The organism is Plantactinospora sp. B6F1, from assembly GCF_040120695.1.
In the GTDB taxonomy this organism is placed as follows: domain Bacteria; phylum Actinomycetota; class Actinomycetes; order Mycobacteriales; family Micromonosporaceae; genus Plantactinospora.
Map to the genome: position 1 here is coordinate 689,357 of NZ_JBEEAC010000001.1, position 18,078 is coordinate 707,434.

General features: G+C 72.4%; 18 protein-coding genes. 12 read left to right on the forward strand and 6 right to left on the reverse strand.

The annotated features are described in order from the left end of the window. Positions 1-50: 50 nt before the first annotated feature. The 8 genes from ABNF97_RS02830 to ABNF97_RS02865 are packed head-to-tail and all read left to right on the forward strand — an operon-like array spanning position 51 to position 9,033. Positions 51-1,586: an aromatic amino acid ammonia-lyase gene (locus tag ABNF97_RS02830; protein ID WP_349337533.1), complete on the forward strand. Its 1,536-nt coding sequence runs from the start codon at positions 51-53 to the stop codon at positions 1,584-1,586. A gap of 34 nt (positions 1,587-1,620) precedes the next feature. Further along, the gene (locus ABNF97_RS02835; RefSeq protein ID WP_349337534.1) at positions 1,621-3,201 is read left to right on the forward strand and encodes an NAD(P)-binding domain-containing protein; all 1,581 of its coding nucleotides are present in this window, start codon (positions 1,621-1,623) and stop codon (positions 3,199-3,201) included. A gap of 5 nt (positions 3,202-3,206) precedes the next feature. Continuing rightward, positions 3,207-4,328 (forward strand): alpha-hydroxy-acid oxidizing protein, encoded by a 1,122-nt coding sequence (locus ABNF97_RS02840; protein ID WP_130462938.1) that lies wholly within the window; start codon positions 3,207-3,209, stop codon positions 4,326-4,328. Next, positions 4,325-5,044, forward strand: a complete 720-nt coding sequence (locus ABNF97_RS02845; protein WP_349337535.1) for a hypothetical protein — start codon at positions 4,325-4,327, stop codon at positions 5,042-5,044. Before ABNF97_RS02840 ends, ABNF97_RS02845 begins: the two co-directional genes overlap by 4 nt. Next, positions 5,045-5,701 carry a cytochrome P450 gene (locus ABNF97_RS02850; protein WP_349337536.1) on the forward strand — a complete coding sequence of 219 codons (657 nt, stop codon included), beginning with the start codon at positions 5,045-5,047 and terminating at the stop codon, positions 5,699-5,701. A 46-nt stretch (positions 5,702-5,747) separates the two neighbouring features. After that, positions 5,748-7,034 carry a cation:proton antiporter domain-containing protein gene (locus ABNF97_RS02855; RefSeq protein ID WP_130462940.1) on the forward strand — a complete coding sequence of 429 codons (1,287 nt, stop codon included), beginning with the start codon at positions 5,748-5,750 and terminating at the stop codon, positions 7,032-7,034. A gap of 50 nt (positions 7,035-7,084) precedes the next feature. Continuing rightward, positions 7,085-7,771 carry a response regulator transcription factor gene (locus tag ABNF97_RS02860; RefSeq protein ID WP_349337537.1) on the forward strand — a complete coding sequence of 229 codons (687 nt, stop codon included), beginning with the start codon at positions 7,085-7,087 and terminating at the stop codon, positions 7,769-7,771. Next, positions 7,768-9,033, forward strand: a complete 1,266-nt coding sequence (locus ABNF97_RS02865; RefSeq protein WP_349337538.1) for a sensor histidine kinase — start codon at positions 7,768-7,770, stop codon at positions 9,031-9,033. Before ABNF97_RS02860 ends, ABNF97_RS02865 begins: the two co-directional genes overlap by 4 nt. Before the next feature lie 105 nt (positions 9,034-9,138). Here the strand turns inward: ABNF97_RS02865 and ABNF97_RS02870 are convergent, their stop codons facing one another. Both ABNF97_RS02870 and ABNF97_RS02875 read right to left on the reverse strand, forming a co-directional pair. Then, positions 9,139-10,314: a low temperature requirement protein A gene (locus ABNF97_RS02870; protein ID WP_130462941.1), complete on the reverse strand. Its 1,176-nt coding sequence runs from the start codon at positions 10,312-10,314 to the stop codon at positions 9,139-9,141. 160 nt (positions 10,315-10,474) lie between these two features. Next, a complete protein-coding gene (locus ABNF97_RS02875; RefSeq protein ID WP_349337539.1) occupies positions 10,475-12,757 on the reverse strand; it encodes an ATP-binding cassette domain-containing protein in 2,283 nt (760 codons plus the stop codon). 97 nt (positions 12,758-12,854) lie between these two features. On the opposite strand from ABNF97_RS02875, the gene ABNF97_RS02880 reads away from it, so the two are divergent. Together ABNF97_RS02880 and ABNF97_RS02885 are read left to right on the forward strand one after the other, a co-directional pair. Beyond that, positions 12,855-13,058, forward strand: coding sequence for a hypothetical protein (locus ABNF97_RS02880; RefSeq protein WP_130462943.1), 204 nt, complete (start codon positions 12,855-12,857; stop codon positions 13,056-13,058). A 97-nt stretch (positions 13,059-13,155) separates the two neighbouring features. Then, the gene (locus tag ABNF97_RS02885; RefSeq protein ID WP_349337540.1) at positions 13,156-14,514 is read left to right on the forward strand and encodes an exo-beta-N-acetylmuramidase NamZ family protein; all 1,359 of its coding nucleotides are present in this window, start codon (positions 13,156-13,158) and stop codon (positions 14,512-14,514) included. A 4-nt stretch (positions 14,515-14,518) separates the two neighbouring features. On the opposite strand, the gene ABNF97_RS02890 is transcribed toward ABNF97_RS02885, so the two are convergent. Next, positions 14,519-15,607 (reverse strand): SRPBCC domain-containing protein, encoded by a 1,089-nt coding sequence (locus ABNF97_RS02890; RefSeq protein ID WP_349337541.1) that lies wholly within the window; start codon positions 15,605-15,607, stop codon positions 14,519-14,521. Positions 15,608-15,852: 245 nt separating this feature from the next. Between ABNF97_RS02890 and ABNF97_RS02895 the strand changes: the two genes are divergently transcribed. Then, positions 15,853-16,017 (forward strand): amidophosphoribosyltransferase, encoded by a 165-nt coding sequence (locus ABNF97_RS02895; protein WP_130465998.1) that lies wholly within the window; start codon positions 15,853-15,855, stop codon positions 16,015-16,017. 7 nt (positions 16,018-16,024) lie between these two features. On the opposite strand, the gene ABNF97_RS02900 is transcribed toward ABNF97_RS02895, so the two are convergent. Further along, positions 16,025-16,678, reverse strand: coding sequence for a hypothetical protein (locus ABNF97_RS02900; protein ID WP_349337542.1), 654 nt, complete (start codon positions 16,676-16,678; stop codon positions 16,025-16,027). 211 nt (positions 16,679-16,889) lie between these two features. Between ABNF97_RS02900 and ABNF97_RS02905 the strand changes: the two genes are divergently transcribed. Further along, positions 16,890-17,111: a hypothetical protein gene (locus ABNF97_RS02905; RefSeq protein WP_349337543.1), complete on the forward strand. Its 222-nt coding sequence runs from the start codon at positions 16,890-16,892 to the stop codon at positions 17,109-17,111. A gap of 41 nt (positions 17,112-17,152) precedes the next feature. On the opposite strand, the gene ABNF97_RS02910 is transcribed toward ABNF97_RS02905, so the two are convergent. Beyond that, positions 17,153-17,656, reverse strand: coding sequence for a hypothetical protein (locus ABNF97_RS02910; protein WP_349337544.1), 504 nt, complete (start codon positions 17,654-17,656; stop codon positions 17,153-17,155). Continuing rightward, positions 17,653-17,862, reverse strand: coding sequence for a phosphatidylethanolamine-binding protein (locus ABNF97_RS02915; protein WP_130462948.1), 210 nt, complete (start codon positions 17,860-17,862; stop codon positions 17,653-17,655). The genes ABNF97_RS02910 and ABNF97_RS02915 overlap by 4 nt, the downstream gene beginning before the upstream one ends. Positions 17,863-18,078: the final 216 nt, after the last annotated feature.

Consider the following 18,078-nt stretch of genomic DNA (forward strand, 5'->3'; position numbering starts at 1 on the left):
ATCAGAGATGTTTCAGACCGCTCTGAGATTGTCCGGCTACGGTCGGCCCGATGACGCTCGAGCCTGCCGGCGCGGCCCGGCCGATCAGTCTGGCCAGGCCGTTGCGGGTGGCGGACCTGCGCCGGGCCGCCGCCGAGATCCGGGTCGACATCTCCGGGCCGGTACGCGACCGGTTGCGCCGGTCCCGCGACCACCTGCGGCGGGTGCTCGGCGACGAGGACCGCCCGGTGTACGGCGCCACCACCGGCTTCGGCGCGCTGGTCGGCTTCGCCGGCCGGGACGCCGAGGCCGACCAGTGCGACAACACGCTGGCCCATCTCGGCGCGGGGCAGGGCCCGGACGTCGATCCGGCGGTCAGCCGGGCCGCGATGCTGGTCCGGGTCTGGTCGCTCGCCCAGGGCGTCTCCGGGGTCTCGGTGCGGGTCGTCGAGGGGCTGGCCGCGATGCTGGCGACGACGTTCGCGCCGGCGATGCCGCGGCTCGGTTCGGTCGGGGCCAGCGGTGACCTGATCCCGCTCGCCTACGCCACCCAGGCGCTGCGCGGCCGGGGCTGGGCCTACCTGGACGGCCGGCGGACGCCGGCGGGTCAGGCGCTGGAGAGGGCCGGTCTGACCCCGCTGGTCCTCGACGGGCGCGACGCGCTGGCACTGGTCAACGGCACCTCGCTGACCATCGCCGCCACCGCCGTCGCGCTGGACGGCATCCGCCGCGCACACCGGGCCGCCCAACTGCTCAGCTGTCTCCTCGTCGACCTGCTGGGCTGCGAGCCCGGCCAGTTCCTGCACCCCCGGCTGCTGGCCGCGTACGGGCACCCGGGCGCGGTCGACGTCGCCGGGCGGATGCGGGGTCATCTCGCCGGTGCGGTGCCGTCCGGCGACCGTCCGTTGCAGGAGGCGTACAGCATCCGCTGCACCCCGCAACTGCTCGGCGCGGCCGAGGACGCGTTGCGCTACGTCGACGGTGTGGTGGCGGCGGACCTGCGCGGCGTGAGCGACAACCCGCTCTTCTTCCCCGACGAGGACCTGGTGCTGCACGGCGGGAACTTCTTCGGCCAACCCGCCGCATTCGCCGCCGACGTGCTCGCGACGGTCGCCGCCCAGCTCGGCAACCTCGTCGAGCGCCAACTCGACCTGCTGGTCGACCCGGCCCGCAACGGCGGACTGCCGCCGATGCTGGCCGCCGGACCAGGACGGCAGCACGGGTTGCAGGGCGCGCAGCTCGCCGCGACCGCGATGGTCGCGGAGATCCGCCGGGCCGCCACCCCGGCCAGCATGCAGAGCCTGCCGACCAACCTGCACAACCAGGACGTCGTGCCGTTCGGCACCCAGGCCGCGCTCCGGGCCGCAGACCAGGCCGGGCTGCTCCGCCTGGCCTGCGGAACACTCGCGGTCGGGCTGCGCCAGGCCGCACACGTCGGCGCGCGCAGGCCGACCGCCCCCGGCTGTGCGGCCGCGCTGGACCGCCTCGTCGAGGTGGTCCCGGCGATCGATCCGGACCGGCCGCTCGACGCCGACGTGGTGCGCGCCGCCGACCTGCTCGACCTGTTGACCGAGCAGCCGGAGGCACCGGCCGAGCCGGTGAACTGATTTTTCTCTGAGTTCCGCTTCGTAGGTTTCCCGGGTGACCGCAGAGATGCTCGACTATCTGATCATCGGGGCGGGGCCGGCCGGACTGCAGCTCGCGGCCCTGCTCGAACGGGACGGCCGGCGGGACTACCTGGTGCTGGAGGCCGCCGACATCCCGGGCGCGTTCTTCGCCCGCTACCCACGGCACCGCCAGCTCATCTCCATCAACAAGCCGCACACCGGGTCCGACGATCCGGAACTGAATCTGCGGCTGGACTGGAACTCGTTGCTCAGCGACGATCCGGCGCTGCGGTTCACCCGGTACACCGAGCGGTACTTTCCGGACGCCGAGGTGATGCTCCGCTACCTGGCCGACTTCGCCGCGGCCACCGAGGTCCGGGTCCGGTACCGCAGCCGGGTGGTCCGGGTCGCCCGGAGCGCGGACGGCGGCTTCACCGTAACCGACCAGGCGGGCAGCACGTACCACGCCCGCCGGGTCGTCGTGGCGACCGGGGTGTCGCAGCCGTACGTCGCGCCGATCCCCGGGATCGCGCACGCCGAACGGTACGACGAGATGTCGGTCGACCCGCGGGACTTCCTCGACCAGCGGGTCCTGATCATCGGGAAGGGCAACTCCGCCTTCGAGACGGCGGAGAACCTGATGGAGACCACCACGCTGATCCATGTGGCGGGGCCGAGTCCGGTGCGGATGGCCTGGCGCACCCACTACGTCGGGCACCTGCGGGCGGTGAACAACAACTTCCTCGACAGCTACCAGCTCAAGTCGGCGAACGCGATCCTCGACGGGCACGTGCGCGGCGTCGAGCGGGACGCGGACGGCTACCGGGTCACCTTCAGCTTCTCCCGGGCCAACGAGGTCACCAAGGAACTGCGCTACGACCGGGTGCTGGCCTGCACCGGCTTCCGGTTCGACCCGTCGATCTTCGACGACGGCTGCCGTCCGGCGCTGGTCATCAACGACCGCTTTCCGGCCCAGACCCCCGAGTGGGAGTCGGTGAACGTCCCGGGCCTCTTCTTCGCCGGCACCCTCTCCCAGGAGCGGGACTTCCGGCGGTCGACCACCGGCTTCATCCACGGCTTCCGGTATGCGGTGCGGGCCCTGCACCGCATCCTCGAACGCCGCTACCACGACAACCCGTGGCCGGCCGGGAAGGTCGAGGCGACCGCCGAGGCGACGGCGGACGCGATCATCGAGCGGGTCAACCGCTCCTCCGGCCTCTGGCAGCAGTTCGGGGTGCTCGCCGACGTGCTGACGGTGGCCGGTACGGAGGCCCGCTACCACGAGGAGGTGCCGGTCGGGTACTTCGACGCCGCCGGCCTCGGCACCGCCGACCATGCGGTCGAACACGCCTTCGTCGTCACGCTCGAGTACGGCCCCGAGCACGACCAGGTCGACCCGTTCGACATCTCGGTGCGCCGGATCGCCCAGGACGCGGCCGGCCAGGCACACGACGCGGCGTACCTGCATCCGGTGGTCCGGCACCACCACCGGGGCCGGGTGGCGGCGGTGCACCACCTGGCGGAGAACCTGGAAAACCAGTGGAACAGGCCGGACGTGCACCGGGCGCCCCTCGTCGCCTTCCTGGGCCGCTGCCTGTCGGGCACCGTGGGCTGACCGTCATGCCCTCGGTCACGGACCAGGTGGGCCCGCGCCGCACACCCACGGCCGGCGCGGGCCCCCTGCTCACCATCGACGAGTTGCGGGCGGAGGCGCACCGCCGGCTCGACCGGGCGCACCGGGACTTCTTCGCCGGCGGATCCGGCGACGAGCGCACACTGCGGGCCAACGAGGCGGCCTTCGACGGGTACCGGATCCTGCCCCGGGTGCTGCGGGGCGGGGGCGAGCGTGACCTCCGTACCGACCTGCTCGGCGAGACGCTCGCGATGCCGGTGCTGGTCTCCCCGACCGCGTTCCACCGGCTGGCCCATCCCGAGGGGGAGGTGGCGTGCGCCCGGGCGGTCGCGGCGGCCGGCACCGTGCTGGTGCTGAGCATGGCGGCGACCACGCCGATCGAGGCGGTCGCCGGTGCGACGGACCCGGCGGGCCGGCCGGTACGGCTGTGGTTCCAGCTCTACCCGCAACCGGACCTCGGCTTCACCGAGTCGCTGGTCAGGCGGGTGGAGGCGGCCGGCTGCCGTGCCCTGGTGGTCACCGTCGACTCGCCGGTGCTCGGGCGCCGGGAGCGGGACCTGCGCAACGGTTTCCTCGATTTGCCGCCCGGGCTCCACTGCGAGAACATGCGGGATCCGCAGACCGGGCGGGTCCGGAACATCGCCATGGACGCCGATCTCGACTGGGCCCGGATCGACTGGCTGCGCGAGACGACCCGGCTGCCCGTGGTGCTCAAGGGAGTCCTGCACCCGGCCGACGCCCGGCTCGCCGTGGCGCACGGGGTCGACGGCGTGCTGGTCTCCAACCACGGCGGGCGCCAGCTGGACGGCGTACCGGCGAGCATCGACGCCCTGCGGGCGGTCGTCGAGGCGGTCGAGGGGCGGATTCCGGTACTGCTGGACGGCGGGATCCGCCGGGGCACGGACGTGCTCACGGCGCTGGCACTCGGCGCGGTCGCGGTCGGGATCGGCCGGCCGGTCGTCTGGGGCCTCGCGGCCCGGGGCGAGGCCGGGGTACGCCAGCTCTTCGACCTGCTCCGCGCCGACCTCGTCCGGGCCATGACGCTGGCCGGCGCGGTCCGCCCCACCGACCTCACCCCGGACATGATCGCGCCGCGGGTGCCGCGATGAGTGGCCCGGGCGCCGGATGGTACGCGGCCGGCGCCTTGGTGGTGGCGGTGGTCTGGTCGCTTCCGCGATGGTTGCCGCCGGCCGTGGTCCGGCTCCGGGAATGGATCTTCGTCCGGGTGAACGGCGTCGAGGGCATCCCGGTGCCGGGCCCCCTGGTCGGCCCCGAGCACTTCGAGCGGGTGTACTCGCACCCGGCGGCGAACGGGCGCAGCCACGGTGCCGGGCTCTCCGACCTGTTCTGGTACTGGCTGGCTCCCGGACCGCAGATGCACCAGGAGCACCTGGAGCCGGGGGAGCGCTACCGGGTGGTCGCCCGGACGACCCGGCGGGTGCTGGCGGTGTCGCACCGCCGGTCGACCGAGCTGGCCGGGGCGGCGGCCCGGCGCGTCCTGGACACGCTGCCAACCGACCGGACCAGCCAGGTACGGCTGCGTGACCTGATGATGCCGATCTGGGCGGAGGTCTATCACGAACTCGTCTTCGCCGAGGCGTGTCCGCCCGACGTCCGGGCGCTGATCGTGGCCAACGCCGACGACGTGGTCACCGCGCTCAAGTGCTGCGGGTTGCGGCACCTGGACCGGCGGGACCTGCTCACCCGCTACCTGCGGGCCCGGGTCGATGCCCGGACCGCACCGGTCACCCTGCCGGCGCCGTTCACCGCCGAGGAGACGACCTGGTATCTCCAGGGCACCTTCTTCAACACCGCCGTGGTGTAGATGTCCGAGGCGATGGCGCACCTCCTGCTGGCCCTCGCGCAGCACCCGTCGGTCCAGCGGGACCTGACCGCGGCCCTCGGCGACCTCGACGGCGAGGGGGAGCGGGCGCTGGACCGGGTGATCGACGAGACGCTGCGGGTCCATCCGCTCTTCGGGGTGGCACACCGGATCACCTCCGCCCCGATCGAGGTCGAGCCGGGGGTCACCCTTCCGGCCGGCTCCGTCCTGCTCTTCAACTACCTCACCTACCAGCGCACCGGGCCGGCCGCCGACGACACCTTCGACCCCGGCCGTTGGCTGACCCTGGGCCGGGGCGAGGCGCACTTCGTCCCGTTCGGTGTCACCGCCAACCGGGCCTGCCCGGCCCGCGGCGTCGCTCCGGTGATGATGCGCGCGGTCACCCGGGAGGTACTGCGGCGGTACGCCCTGGTCTCCACCGCGCGGCACACCCGCTCGCTGCCGAGCCGTGGCCCCTGCCTCCTTGTCCCGGCCGGGGCGCGGCCGCCCGGGGGCGTGCGGCGATGGCTGATGCGCTGCACGGACCGCTGGTCCGACGTGGGGCGCAGCCTGGTCCAACTGGCGCTGGGCACCTGGATGGTGCTCGACGCCCGACGGGTACGCCCCTGCTCCACCTACTTCGAGGAGGTGCGGCCATGACAGAGGTCGCGTCCACTGCGGACATCACCAGGGAGGGCGAGGCGGCATGAATCCCGTCGAGCTGGCGCCACGGTTCTTCATCGCCGTCGCGGCCATCCTGCTCTGCTGCCGGGTGACGACCTGGCTGCTCGGCAAGGTCGGCCAGCCCCCGGTGGTCAGCGAGATGCTGGCCGGTGTGCTGCTCGGGCCGTCGCTGCTCGGGCTGCTCGCCCCCGGCGTACAGGACGCGCTCTTCCCGGAGCAGCTCTATCCCGTGCTCTACATCGTCGGTCAGGTCGGCCTGGTCATCTTCATGTTCCAGACCGGCTACGCGTTCACCTCGCATCCGGTGGCCGGGCTGGCCGGCACCGCCGGTGCGGTGTCGCTGGCCGGGGTACTCGTGCCGCTCGGCCTCGGCGCGCTGCTGGTGCTGCTCACCGCGGGGCACGCGCCGGTACTCGCCGAGGGCACCTCCATCGGGGTCTCCGCCGCCTTCGTCGGGGTGGCCCTCGCCATCACCGCCTTCCCGATGCTGGCCCGGATCATCACCGAGCGCGGGCAGGAGGGCACCCGGCACGGGTCGCTCGCCCTGGCCAGCGGTGCGCTGGACGACGCGGTCGCCTGGATCCTGCTCGCCGCCGTCCTGGCCACCGCCTCCGGGCGGCCCGGCCCGGCGTTCGTCACGGCCGGCGGGGCGATCCTGTTCGGGCTGCTGCTCTGGTGGGTGGGCCGGCCGCTGGCCGCCGCGCTGGTCGGCAGCGACCGGCTCGGTGACCAGTCCCGGCTGCTCGGCCTGGTGGCACTGCTCTTCGCGGTGGCCTGGTACACCGACGTGATCGGCCTGTACGCCGTATTCGGTGCCTTCTCGCTCGGCGCGGTCATGCCGCACCGACCCCGTACGGACCGGATGGTCGCCACCGTCACGCCGGTCTGCCAGGTCGTCTTCCTGCCGCTCTTCTTCACCTACTCCGGGCTGCACACCGAGTTCGGGCTGCTCGGCCAGCCGTCGGTGCTGCTCTTCGCGCTCGGCTGTGTCACGGTCGCCATCGTCGGGAAGTTCGGTGCCTGCTGGGGGGCGGCCCGGCTCCGGGGCGAGTCGAAGGCCGTCGCGGTGCGGGTCGGCGCGCTGATGAACGCCCGCGGCCTGATGCAGCTGATCGCGATCAACGTCGGCATGGCGGCGGGGATCGTCAACGCGACCCTGTTCACCGCACTGGTGCTGGTCGCGCTCGTCACCACGCTGATGACCACACCGCTGCTGAGCTGGATCGACCGCCGGGACGCGAAGCGCCCCCTCCCGGTTGCCCCGAAGGAGCCGGTACCGACGGTTCAACAGGGGACCGATCGGAGATAGAGATATCTATCACAGTCTATGTAAGCTGGTTGGTGTGGGATTCTCGGCCTGTGCTACAGGCAAGCGGGGCGTCACCGACCGTACACCATCTGCTTCTGGTCGAAGATGACACGGAACTCGCGGACATGCTCGCCGAGGTTCTGGTCGACGAAGGCTACCTGGTCGACGTGGCCCGGGACGGCCAGCGCGGTCTGCACCTCGGGCTCACCCGGCGCTACGACGTCATGGTGATCGACCGGTTGCTGCCGGCGCTCGACGGGCTGCACCTGCTGGCCCGGCTGCGCTCCCGGGCGGTCGGCGCCCGCGCGTTGCTGCTCACCGCGCTCGGCACGGTCGACGACCGGGTCGCCGGCCTGGACGCGGGCGCCGACGACTACCTGATCAAGCCGTTCGACCTGGACGAGTTGAGCGCCCGGATCAGGGCGCTCTGCCGGCGTACCCCGGACGGTGCCGAGGCGCTGCCGATCGGTGCCGGTCGGCTCGACCTCGGGCTGCGGGACGTGGTGCTCGCCGACGGCTCCCGGGTGGCCCTCTCCGCCCGGGAGTTCGAGCTGCTCCGGGTGCTCGCGGCACGCCCCAGGGCGGTGCATTCCCGGACGGAGCTGCGACGCCGGGTGTTCGACGAGGCGGCCGCCTCGTCCATCGTGGACACCTACGTGTACTACCTGCGCCGCAAGCTCGGCCGGGCGGCGGTGCGCACCGTGCACGGCCTCGGCTACCGGCTCGGTGAGCTGTGAGGTTCCGGCGGGCGGCGACCGTCCCGTCGGGGCTCTCCTGGATGGCGGCCGAGCGGGCGGTGGTGGCCCGGGCTCGTCGGCGGGTCGGCCTGCTGGTCGGGCTCGCGGTGACCGTCCTGGTCTCGCTGGTCGGCGCCGTCTCCTACGGCATGCTGGTACGCGGCCAGGAACGCCAGATCCAGCGGGAACTCGCCTACAACGCCGACCGGGGCGATCCGTCCGGGCCACCCGGCTGCACCTGGATCTTCCTGCTCCACGACGGTGAGCTCGTCTCCGGCGCCGTGCCCGCGCCGCCCGGGTTTCCCCGGGCGGCGTCGATGGCCGCGACCGCCGCGACCAGGACCCGGGCCACGGAGCGGATCGAGCGCAACGGCACCGTCTACTTCGTCCGCACCGAACCCCGGGGCGAGGACGTGGTGCAGACGGTCTTCGACGCCCGTTACCAGCTCGCCGACCGCCGCCACCTGCTGCTCGCCCTCGCCGTCGCGGAGCTGGTCGGACTGCTCGCCGCCGTGGTCAGCGGGGTGGTCGTCGGACGGCTCACCGTCGCGCCGCTCGCCGAGGCACTCGCCCGGCAGCGCCGGTTCATCGCCGACGTCAGCCACGAGCTGCGTACGCCCATCGCCCAGCTGCACACCCGGGCGCAGGTGCTGGCCCGGCGGGCCGGCGCCACCGAGGTTCCGGCGAGCTACCGGTCGGACCTGGACCGGCTGGTCGGCACCAGCAGGCGGCTCGGCGAGGTCGTCAACGACCTGCTGCTCTCCGCCCGGCTGGCGGCGATGCCGGACGACCGGCCGGTCACCACCCCGGTGGACCTGGCCGCGCTCGCCGAGGCGGCGGTGGTCGCCGAGACCGACCGGGCCGCCGAACAGGGTGTGGCGCTCACCCTCAGCCGTCCCGACGCGCCGGTCCCGGTCCCCGGGGTGGAATCGGCACTGCGCCGGGTGGTCAGCGAACTGCTGACGAACGCCCTGCGGCACACGCCCGCCGCCGGGCGGATCGACGTGACCGTGTGCCGGAGCGACGCCGTCGCCGAGCTGACCGTCGTCGACACCGGTACCGGCTTCGATCCCGCCGACCGGATATTCGACCGGTTCTACCGTGGGGTGGGCACGGGCACCGAGAAGCGGCACACCGGCCTCGGGCTGGCGCTGCTCCGCGAGGTCGTCACCGGCCACGGCGGCACCATCGACGCCAGTGGCAATCCCGGCCGCGGTGCCCGCTTCGTGGTCCGGCTGCCGGTGCAGCGCGGTCCGGAGTGACCCGGCCGACGCCCGAGCGCCCGGGCCGGGAGCCGCGGTCGCCCCGTCGCCGGGGCCCAGGCTTGCCGCCGGCCGCTCCGAGCGGGCGGCGCGCGTACCGGCACGCTAGGTGATCCCGGGCGTGCCGCGCGGTTCGCGTACGGTGACGGCGTCGGCGGCGACGATGCCCAGCAGAACGAGCATGACGGCCGCGGAGACGGCCAGGGGCGGTAGCAGGACCATCGCCGGTGCCATCGCGATCAGCACCCCGATTCCGATCAGCCAGGGGCGGGCCACCCGGGCGAAGACCTCGTGCCCGAGCAGGATCCGGCCGGCGAGGAAGAGCGCCGGGCCACCGACGATCACCGCGACCCAGCCGCCCGGGGTCCCCTCCGTCGGGTGCCGGATGACCAGCTCGTCGCCGACGGTGGTCAGGACGACGCCGGCCACCATGATCAGATGGGCGTACCCGGCCCAGGTGGTCTCCCGGGCCGGGTCGGCCGAGCCGACGATGGCGCTGCCGAGCTTCTCCCGGGCCCGGTAGAAGTAGATCCACCAGAGCAGCACCGTGGTGACGAACGAGACGATCACGGCGGCGGCCTCCGCCGTGTCGTAGCTGGTGGTCCGCACCGTACGCGCGGTGATCACCACGTTCTCGCCCAGGGCGATGATGATGAACTGGCGGTACCGCTCGGCCAGGTGCTCGCCGGCGCTGTTCCACTCCCAGGTAGGCGAGCGCCCGATCCTCGGTGTGGGCCAGCGCAGCACCGGTCCCAGGTAGTCCATGGCCAGGGCGACCGTCCAGAAGAGCAGCCGTGACGTGCCGGAGACGAAGGCGCCGGCGAACCAGAGCGCGCCGGAGAGGCTGAACCAGAAGATCCCGCGCAGCGGGCGGTTGTGCAGGCGGTGACCCCGGAGGATCACCGCGAGGGTGACGCTGCGGAACAGGTGGATCCCGACGTACGCGGAGACGAAGAGCAGGGCCCGGCCGTCGAACGCCTCGGTAAGCGCGGTCGAGATGAGCAGGCTGCCGAGCATTATCGTGATGACCAGCAGCTGCACGGCGGGCCGCCGCGAGTCAAGGGTGTCGGTGGTCAGGTTGGTGTACGACCAGACCCACCAGATCGCCAGCAGCAGCAGTAGCGTCTGGTAGGCGCCGAGCGGGTCCAGCTTCATGATCAACGCTTGGGACAGCTGGGCCAGCATGAAGACGAAGACGAGATCGTAGAAGAGTTCCACCGGGGTGGCCCGCTGCGGATGGTCCGGATCCCGGATCAGCGTGGAACGCCTGCTCGTCGCCATCGGCTGTCCGTTCTCCCACCCCGCCGCCTCGCGGGCCGCTGGTCAACGCCGTGAGCTGCGCAGACACCTCGCAGACGCTGTCGAAGCAGTCGTACCACGGCGGGGTGGTCCTGTTCCCGGCTTCACCGCGTTCGAGTGGCCGCGGCCCGGCCCCGAGCGGTCAGGCCGGTGCCGCGGCCCCGATGTCACGCCGGACGTACTCGGCGGTGTAGGAGTTGCGGGCCTCCAGCAGCTGCGCCGGTGTGCCCTCGAACAGCACGGTGCCGCCCTGGCTGCCACCCTCCGGTCCGAGATCGATGATCCAGTCGGCGTTCTTGATCACGTCGAGGTTGTGTTCGATGACGACGACCGAGTTTCCGCCGCTGACCAGCCGCTCGACGATGTCGAGCAGGTGTTGGATGTCGGACATGTGCAGCCCGGTCGTGGGTTCGTCCATCACGTAGATGGTGCCGCCCTTGTGTAGCTCGGTGGCGAGCTTGATCCGCTGGCACTCGCCACCGGAGAGAGTGCTCAGTGGCTGGCCGAGCTGGAGATAGCCGAGCCCGACGTCGGTGACCGCCTGGAGGATTCTCCGCAGCTTCTTCTCGGCGAAGAACTCCAGGGCCTCCGAGGCCGGCATCCGCAGTACGTCGCTGATCGACTTGCCGCGCAGTTTGTGCTCGAGCACGTCCTCGCTGAACCGGCGCCCCTGGCAGACCTCGCAGACCGACCGGAGCCCGTCCATGAAGGCCAGGTCGGTGTAGATCACCCCGAGCCCCTGGCAGTTCGGGCAGGCGCCCTTGGAGTTGAAACTGAACAGCGAAGCCGGTACGCCGTTGGCCTTGGCGAAGAGCTGCCGGATCGGGTCGAGCAGCCCGGTGTAGGTCGCCGGGCTGGACCGGATCGAGGCGCCGACGGCGGATTGGTCGATCACGATCGCCTCGGGGTGCTGCCCGACGAAGACGTTGTTGATCAAGGTGCTCTTGCCCGACCCGGCCACCCCGGTGACCACCACCAGCACCCCGGTGGGGATGTCCACGGTGACGTCGCGGAGGTTGTGCACGTCGGCCGCGGTGACCCGCAGGTGTCCGGTCGGCCGTCGGTAGGCGGTCTTGAGCGGCAGCCGGTGCTCGAGATGGCGGCCGGTCGGGGTGTCCGCACGGCGCAGTTCGTCGACGGTGCCGCCGAACAGCACCCGACCGCCGCCCGCGCCACCGGACGGACCGATGTCGATCACGTGGTCGGCGATCTCGATGACGTCCCGGTCGTGCTCGACCACCAGCACGGTGTTGCCCTTGTCGCGCAGCTTCACCAGCAGCCGGTTGAGTCGCTCGACGTCCCGGGCGTGCAGGCCGACGCTCGGCTCGTCGAAGATGTACATCATGTCGGTGAGGCTGCTGCTCAGGTGCCGCACCATCTTGATCCGCTGGGACTCGCCGCCGGAGAGGGTGTCGGTCGGCCGGTCCAGGCTCAGGTAGCCGAGGCCGATCTCGACCAGGTTGCCGACCCGGTCGAGCAGGCTCTCCACCACGGTCACGCCGAGCGGGTCGGTGAAGCTCCTCAGCACCCCGATCAGCTCGGTGGCCTCCATCGCGGCCAGTTCGGCGATGTTGTAGCCGTCGATCTCGCTGCCCAGTGCCGCCTGGTTGAGCCGGGCGCCCCGGCAGAGCGGGCAGGTCTGCTCGGTGACGAACCGCCGGAAGATGGCCCGGTTGCGTTCGGACATCTCCGCCGCGTCCTTGCGGATGTAGAGGCGGGTGAACTTGGCGACCGCGCCCTCGTAGGTCGAGTTGATCGTGGTGCCCTGCCACTCCAGTGGGACCTTGCCGTCGCCGTACAGCAGGGTCTGCCACTCCTGCTCGGAGTAGTCCGCCAGGGGTTTGTCCAGGTCGAAGAAGCCGGAGGCGGCGTACATCTTCCAGAACCAGCCGGTCCTGCCGAAGTCGGGGTGCAGCAGGGCGCCGTCGTTCAGCGACCGGGACCGGTCCAGGAAGGCGTCGAGGTCGAGCTGGACCGACTTGCCCAGGCCATCGCACTCGGGGCACATCCCCTGCGGATCGTTGAAAGAGAAGGCGTTGGAGTAGCCGACGTGCGGCTTGCCGACGCGGGAGTAGAGGAGCCGCAGCAGCGGGTGGATGTCGGTGATGGTGCCGACCGTCGACCGCGAGCCGCCACCGAGTCGCTTCTGGTCGACGACGATGGCGGCGGAGAGGTTCTCGATGGTGTCCACGTCCGGCTGGCCGTAACGGGGGAGGAAGTTCCGGGCGAACGCGGTGAAGGTTTCGTTGAGCTGACGCTGCGCCTCCGCCGCGATGGTGTCGAAGACGATGGACGACTTGCCGGAGCCGGAGACGCCGGTGAAGGCGACCAGTTGGCGTTTCGGCACCCGCAGCGAGACGTTCCTGAGGTTGTTCTCCCGGGCCCCGGTGATGACGATGTCGTCGGCCGTCACGCCTTCCCCCATTTCCCGTACAGTGTACGACAACGAGCACCGTACACGATGCGGGGTGGGTCCGACGCTGGCCGGGTGCGGTGGCCGGGGCGACACTATGGTGAGGGGCATGGACCCATCCGCCATCTGGCGGGACAAGAACCACCGCTGGCGGATCGAGGCGATCCACGCCCCGGACCTGCGGTTCGCCATCTACGCGACCAACGGCACGACCGAGTCCGCCCCGCTGTGGCTCTACGGCATGCCGGCGCTGGCCCGGTGGCTGATGATCCAGAACATCGAGCTCGGCGACCTGGAAGCCGAGGAGCTCTGAGTGCCGGTTCGTAGTTTTCCTTCTTGACCAACCTATGTGGCGTAGGTAACTTGCGAGACACGTTCCCCTGCCCGCAGCCCCGCCCCGGGAGGCCGTCGTGCAACGCAGAAGGTTCCTCGCCAGCACCGCCGCCGCGAGCGCCCTGGGCGCGACGGCCGGCACCCTCGGCGGCACCACCGCCTCGGCCGCCCCGGACACCGGTGCGGAGCGTTCCGGACCGGACGGACACGGTGGCGGCGGCCATGGTGGCGGCGGACGCGGTCGCCGGGTCAGCACCGGCCTGGACGTGCTTGTCGACTCCCGGTTCGCCGCCCTCGCCGGCCAGCGGGTCGGGGTGCTGTCCAACCCGACCGGAGTGGACGCCGGCTACCGCCATCTGGTCGACCTGATGCACGCCTCCGGCCGGGTGCGGCTCACCGCCGCGTTCGGGCCGGAGCACGGGTTCCGGGGTTCCGCACAGGCCGGTGGCAGCGAGGGGACCGGGATCGACGCCCGCACCGGCGTCACCGTCTACGACGCGTACGGTGCCTCGCAGGCGAAGTGGGGTGAACTGATCACCCAGGCCGGGGTCGACACCGTGGTCTTCGACATCCAGGACGTCGGCGCCCGCTTCTACACCTACATCTGGACGCTCTACGACTCGATGGTCGCCGCCGCGCGGCTCGGCCGCCGGTACGTCGTGCTCGACCGGCCCAACCCGATCGGAGGACGGGCGTACGGGCCGATGATGACCACGCCGTTCACCTCCGGAGTCGGCAAGAAGGAGATCGTGCAGCAGCACGGCATGACCGTCGGCGAGCTGGCCCGGTTCTACAACGGCGAGTTCCTGCCGGCCGAGGCGGGCCGGCCGGTCGACCTGACGGTGATCGAGTGCCGGGGCTGGCGGCGTGGCGACTTCGCCGTCGACACCGGCGTGCCGTGGGTACTGCCCAGCCCGAACATGCCGACCCCGGACACCGCGCTGGTCTATCCCGGCACCTGCATGTTCGAGGGGGTGGCGTCGATGACCGAGGGTCGGGGCACCACCCGGCCGTTCGAGCTGATCGGCGGTCTCGCCACCGACTTCGACTACCACTTGGTCGACCGGCTCGTCGCCCGGGACCTGCCCGGTGTCGAGTTCCGGGAGGCGTACTTCTCACCGACCGCCGCCGGGCAGAAGCCGGCCCTGCTCAACAAGCTCTGCGCGGGGGTGGAGGTGAAGGTCACCAACCCGGCCCGGTTCGACCCGGTGCGTACCGGGGTGGCGATGCTGGTCGAGTCCCGCAGGTACCCGGCGTTCGCCTGGCGGGCGGACACCTGGGACACTGCCCGGCCGTACTGGATCGACAAGCTCACCGGCTCCACCCGGCTGCGTACGATGATCGACGCCGGGGCGGACGTGCCGGACGTCGTCGGGGCCTGGTCGGCCGAGCTGGCGGAGTTCAACCGCCGACGCCGTCCGTACCTGCTCTACTGACTCGTCACAGCCCCGCGCACGGCTGGCCGTCGACCGCGCAGCTTGTCGGCCGCTTCTGGGTGAGCGTGGTGTCGCGGGCCACCTCGAACCGGATCGTCGCCGACCGGTTCGCCCGGAGCGGGGCGCCGGTGAAGGTCACTTGCTGCTCCTCCTGCCGGTAGCTCTCCGCTCCGGTGGCGCTCGCCACCTGGGCGCCGCCGGCCAGGGTGACCACCAGTGTCCACCGGGTCGCGGTCGCGTCCCCGTCGTTGGTCACCACCACCTCGCCCTGGTAGCCGAGGAGCCGGCTGCTGAGCGTGCTGTACCGGGCGGTCAACCTCGGCCGGCCGGGCGTCGTCGGGTTGGCGGCGCTCTCCGGCGACGTCGTCCGGCGCGGCGTCGCGCCCGTGCGGGCCGGCCGGCTGGGCCGGACCGGGGTGACCCCGCCGCTCGGGGTCGGGCTGACCGGAGCGGTCGCCCCCGCCGACGCGCTCGGCCGGGCGCTGGCGGCGGCCCCCGCTGTGGACGGCCCGCCGTCGCCCCGCCCCCGGGCCAGGCCGGCGGCCACCACCACCGCGCCGGCCGCCAGGGCCAGTACGGCCAGCGCGGCACCGAGTCGGCGCCGGGACCGCCGGCCCGGCCAGGTCCGCCCGGCCGGCACGGCGGGGATGATCTGGGTCGGTGCGGGGAGGTCCACCTCCCGGAACGCCATCCAGTCGAGTACGGCGGGCAGCCGGGTGTCGAGCAGCGCCCGGTAGCGCTCCTCGCGCCCGCTCGGATCGGCCGGCAGCCAGGGCTCCTCGTCGTCGCTCTGCACGACGGTCAGCCGGCAGCCCTCCGGGGTGGGCGTCAGCTCGCACTCCAGCCGGGTCGGCTGGCCCTCCTCTGGCCAGCGCAGCACCATCCGGTGTGGCCGGTCGACCTCGACCAGTTCGATCACGATCAGCTCGTCGAGCTCGGGCAGGTCCGCGGGGCGCAGCTCGAACCGGCTGATCGAGGTGGGTCGTGGTTCGACCGAACCGAACCACTTCGGCAGCAGGTCGCGGTCGGTCAGGGCCCGCCAGACCCGCTCCGGAGGGTGCCGCAGCTCGACGGTGGTCCGGATTTCGGTCACGGCGAGACTGTACGTCCATCGGCCAGCTCGGATGTCCCGACCCCGTCCGACCGTCGTGCCGGCGATGGCGCCGCCCGGCGGCGCTGTTGGCCCCGGGGCGCCGCCCGGCGGCGCCGTGGCCCCGGCGACCCTGCTCAGCGGCGGTGCGCGCCCCGGCCACCGCGACCCGAGTGAGGGATTATCCGGTGATTCCGAAATACGAATGCTCTGTCGCGATTAATCTGATTCGCGTGAAAAACAAGGGACTGCGGACCCTGTTGTCGTTCGGCGCCGCGCTCGCCGTGATCTACTTCGGCAGCACCGGCCAGGAGGGAGGTGGGGTGACCAACACCGTGCTGCTGCTGGCGGTCGCCGCCGGCCTGACCGTGTGGTATTTGACCAGACCCACCTCGGGCAAGCCGGTGAGTTGACCCTCCGTCAGCGGGCCGCGGCCGCCCTGGTCAGCTCGCCGATCGACTGCTGGCCGAGGGATACCCGGACCAGCGCCGACGCCAGCCGCGGGAAATCGGCGCCGCCGACGAGTCCGGCCAGCTTCTCCGGTGTGGACGGCAGACCGAGCCGGCCGGCCGCGTTCACCGCCCGACGATCGGCGTACGGGCGGACGTCCGGCCAGACCGCCTGAACCTCGCGGAGGAAGATGTCCGCCCCGGTCGGTCCGATCCCGGGAAACCGGGTCAGTTCCCGGCGGAGTGCACCGGGCTCGCTACCGGCCTGACGGTGCAACCGGCGCAGGTCGCCGTTCCAGCGGTCCAGGCACAGCCGCGCTCCGTTGCCCAGCATCGTCGCGGTCCGCTCGTCGTAGCGCCGATAATGCCCTCGACCCAGCGCGTCCACCCGGTCCTGCCAGCTGCGCGCCTCGGTTCCCTGCGGGGTGCGGCAACCGGCGGCGAAGAGTTCCCGAGCGGCGGCCACCGCGACACCCGCGCGAATCCGCGTGCTGAGCAGCGTGGTCAGCACCAGCAACTGGTAGAGCGGGCCGGGTCGGTCGGCCAGCCGGATCCCCGCCTCCTCGGCGTACGTCCGGCCCTGCCGCTCCAGCAGCACCCGAACCATTGCACGGTCACGGTTCATTCCGTCCGGTTACCCACCCAGCCACTGGACGCACCGGCGCGGCCGGCCGAATGGCGCCACCCGCACCGGGTAATCCCACGCCGGGTACCCGGGTGTGCGTGACCCGCTCGGCGAACCGGGCGGTTGCGGACCCCCGGGGCACCCGCCGGCCGGCGGAGCACCGTCGGCCGGCGCCCACCATCGAGCGGTACGACGGCGGAAGGGGACGGCGATGACGAACGTGCAGCAGCCGGAGATGCGCCGCAACGAACTGAACCCGACGGTGCAGGACAGCAAGGGCCCGCGTCCCGGTGACCCGACCCGGGTCCGGGGCGGTGACGGCCGGCGGGTTCCGCCCGAGCAGGTCTCCCCGTACGGCCCGTCGGCCCGGCCGGTTGCCGAGGACCCCGACCGGAAGGCGGCGGGGCGCGGCGAGGCGCGGCGGGCCGGCTGACCGGGACGGCGGGGCACGGTGTGCCGTCCGATGCGGGGACGTTACCGGCCACCACGGGCGCGACGTAGCTGTCCGAGCGTCGCGACGGCGACCAACCCGTACGCCAGGTGCGGCACGATGTCGGCGAGCCAGTCCGTGCGGCTCCAGCGGCGCGGGTCGGTGAGGCCGAGCGCCGTGAGGGTGCCGTCGGAGGTCAGCATCACGCCGGCACCGAAGAGCCCGGCTGCCACCGGCCCGGGGAGGCGGGGCAGCCCGATCACGGTGAGCGCGGCTCCGGAGAGTATCCCGGTCGCGTAGCCGAGCAGGGGCCCGAGGCCCGAGCGGCGGTTCGCCGCCCGGTCCTCGGGCCCCAGACCGATGTGCAGCATTTCGGTTAGCCGCTGGGCGCTCTCCTCCGGGGTGCTGCTGGCCGGTCGGGCCCGTAGGGCCATGTCGAGGTAGGTGACCATGTTCAGCGCCACGCTGCCGACCGCACCCGCGATCGCCCCGTCCACCGCGTCGGCGACCGAGTGACCGGGCCGGGACAGTACGCCGGTGCCGGTCACTTCGGCTCACCCGGGCCGCGCTCGGCCTTCGGGCCGAGCCCTCGTTCGCCCCGGACGAAACCGCGGCGGCCGTCCTCCTGGAGATGCCGGTTGGCGGCGTCGTCGGCCTTGCTGTCGTTGGCCCGGCGGCCGGAGTTGTCGATGCGCTTGCGCAGCCGGGCGCGCTCCACGTCGTATGCGTTGCTGCCCGGTCGTGGTCCTGGCATGGGTTGCCTCCCGTCGTGTCCCGGCTGGTCTACCCGCCCGCGTCCGGGCCATTCACGGAGCGTGACGTCCCCGGAGGGTGCCTCGCCGGTCCGCCGCGTAGTGTCGCCGTGTGGCCGGGTGACCCGGTACGGGTTATTCGGGCATATGGGACCATCGTCGGACGGCGCCGAGGTTGCCGGCAACCGCGCGCGGGCAGCCACGGCGGGGCGTTGCCG

Excerpts from the sequence above, each read along its gene's own strand:
- ABNF97_RS02870 (WP_130462941.1), bottom strand. The coding sequence starts at position 10,314 with ATGGCGACGAGCAGGCGTTCCACGCTGATCCGGGATCCGGACCATCCG.
- ABNF97_RS02855 (WP_130462940.1), top strand. The coding sequence starts at position 5,748 with ATGAATCCCGTCGAGCTGGCGCCACGGTTCTTCATCGCCGTCGCGGCC.
- ABNF97_RS02840 (WP_130462938.1), top strand. The coding sequence starts at position 3,207 with ATGCCCTCGGTCACGGACCAGGTGGGCCCGCGCCGCACACCCACGGCC.
- ABNF97_RS02830 (WP_349337533.1), top strand. The coding sequence starts at position 51 with ATGACGCTCGAGCCTGCCGGCGCGGCCCGGCCGATCAGTCTGGCCAGG.
- ABNF97_RS02915 (WP_130462948.1), bottom strand. The coding sequence starts at position 17,862 with ATGCCAGGACCACGACCGGGCAGCAACGCATACGACGTGGAGCGCGCC.
- ABNF97_RS02845 (WP_349337535.1), top strand. The coding sequence starts at position 4,325 with ATGAGTGGCCCGGGCGCCGGATGGTACGCGGCCGGCGCCTTGGTGGTG.
- ABNF97_RS02900 (WP_349337542.1), bottom strand. The coding sequence starts at position 16,678 with ATGAACCGTGACCGTGCAATGGTTCGGGTGCTGCTGGAGCGGCAGGGC.
- ABNF97_RS02905 (WP_349337543.1), top strand. The coding sequence starts at position 16,890 with ATGACGAACGTGCAGCAGCCGGAGATGCGCCGCAACGAACTGAACCCG.
- ABNF97_RS02850 (WP_349337536.1), top strand. The coding sequence starts at position 5,045 with ATGTCCGAGGCGATGGCGCACCTCCTGCTGGCCCTCGCGCAGCACCCG.
- ABNF97_RS02880 (WP_130462943.1), top strand. The coding sequence starts at position 12,855 with ATGGACCCATCCGCCATCTGGCGGGACAAGAACCACCGCTGGCGGATC.
- ABNF97_RS02875 (WP_349337539.1), bottom strand. The coding sequence starts at position 12,757 with ATGGGGGAAGGCGTGACGGCCGACGACATCGTCATCACCGGGGCCCGG.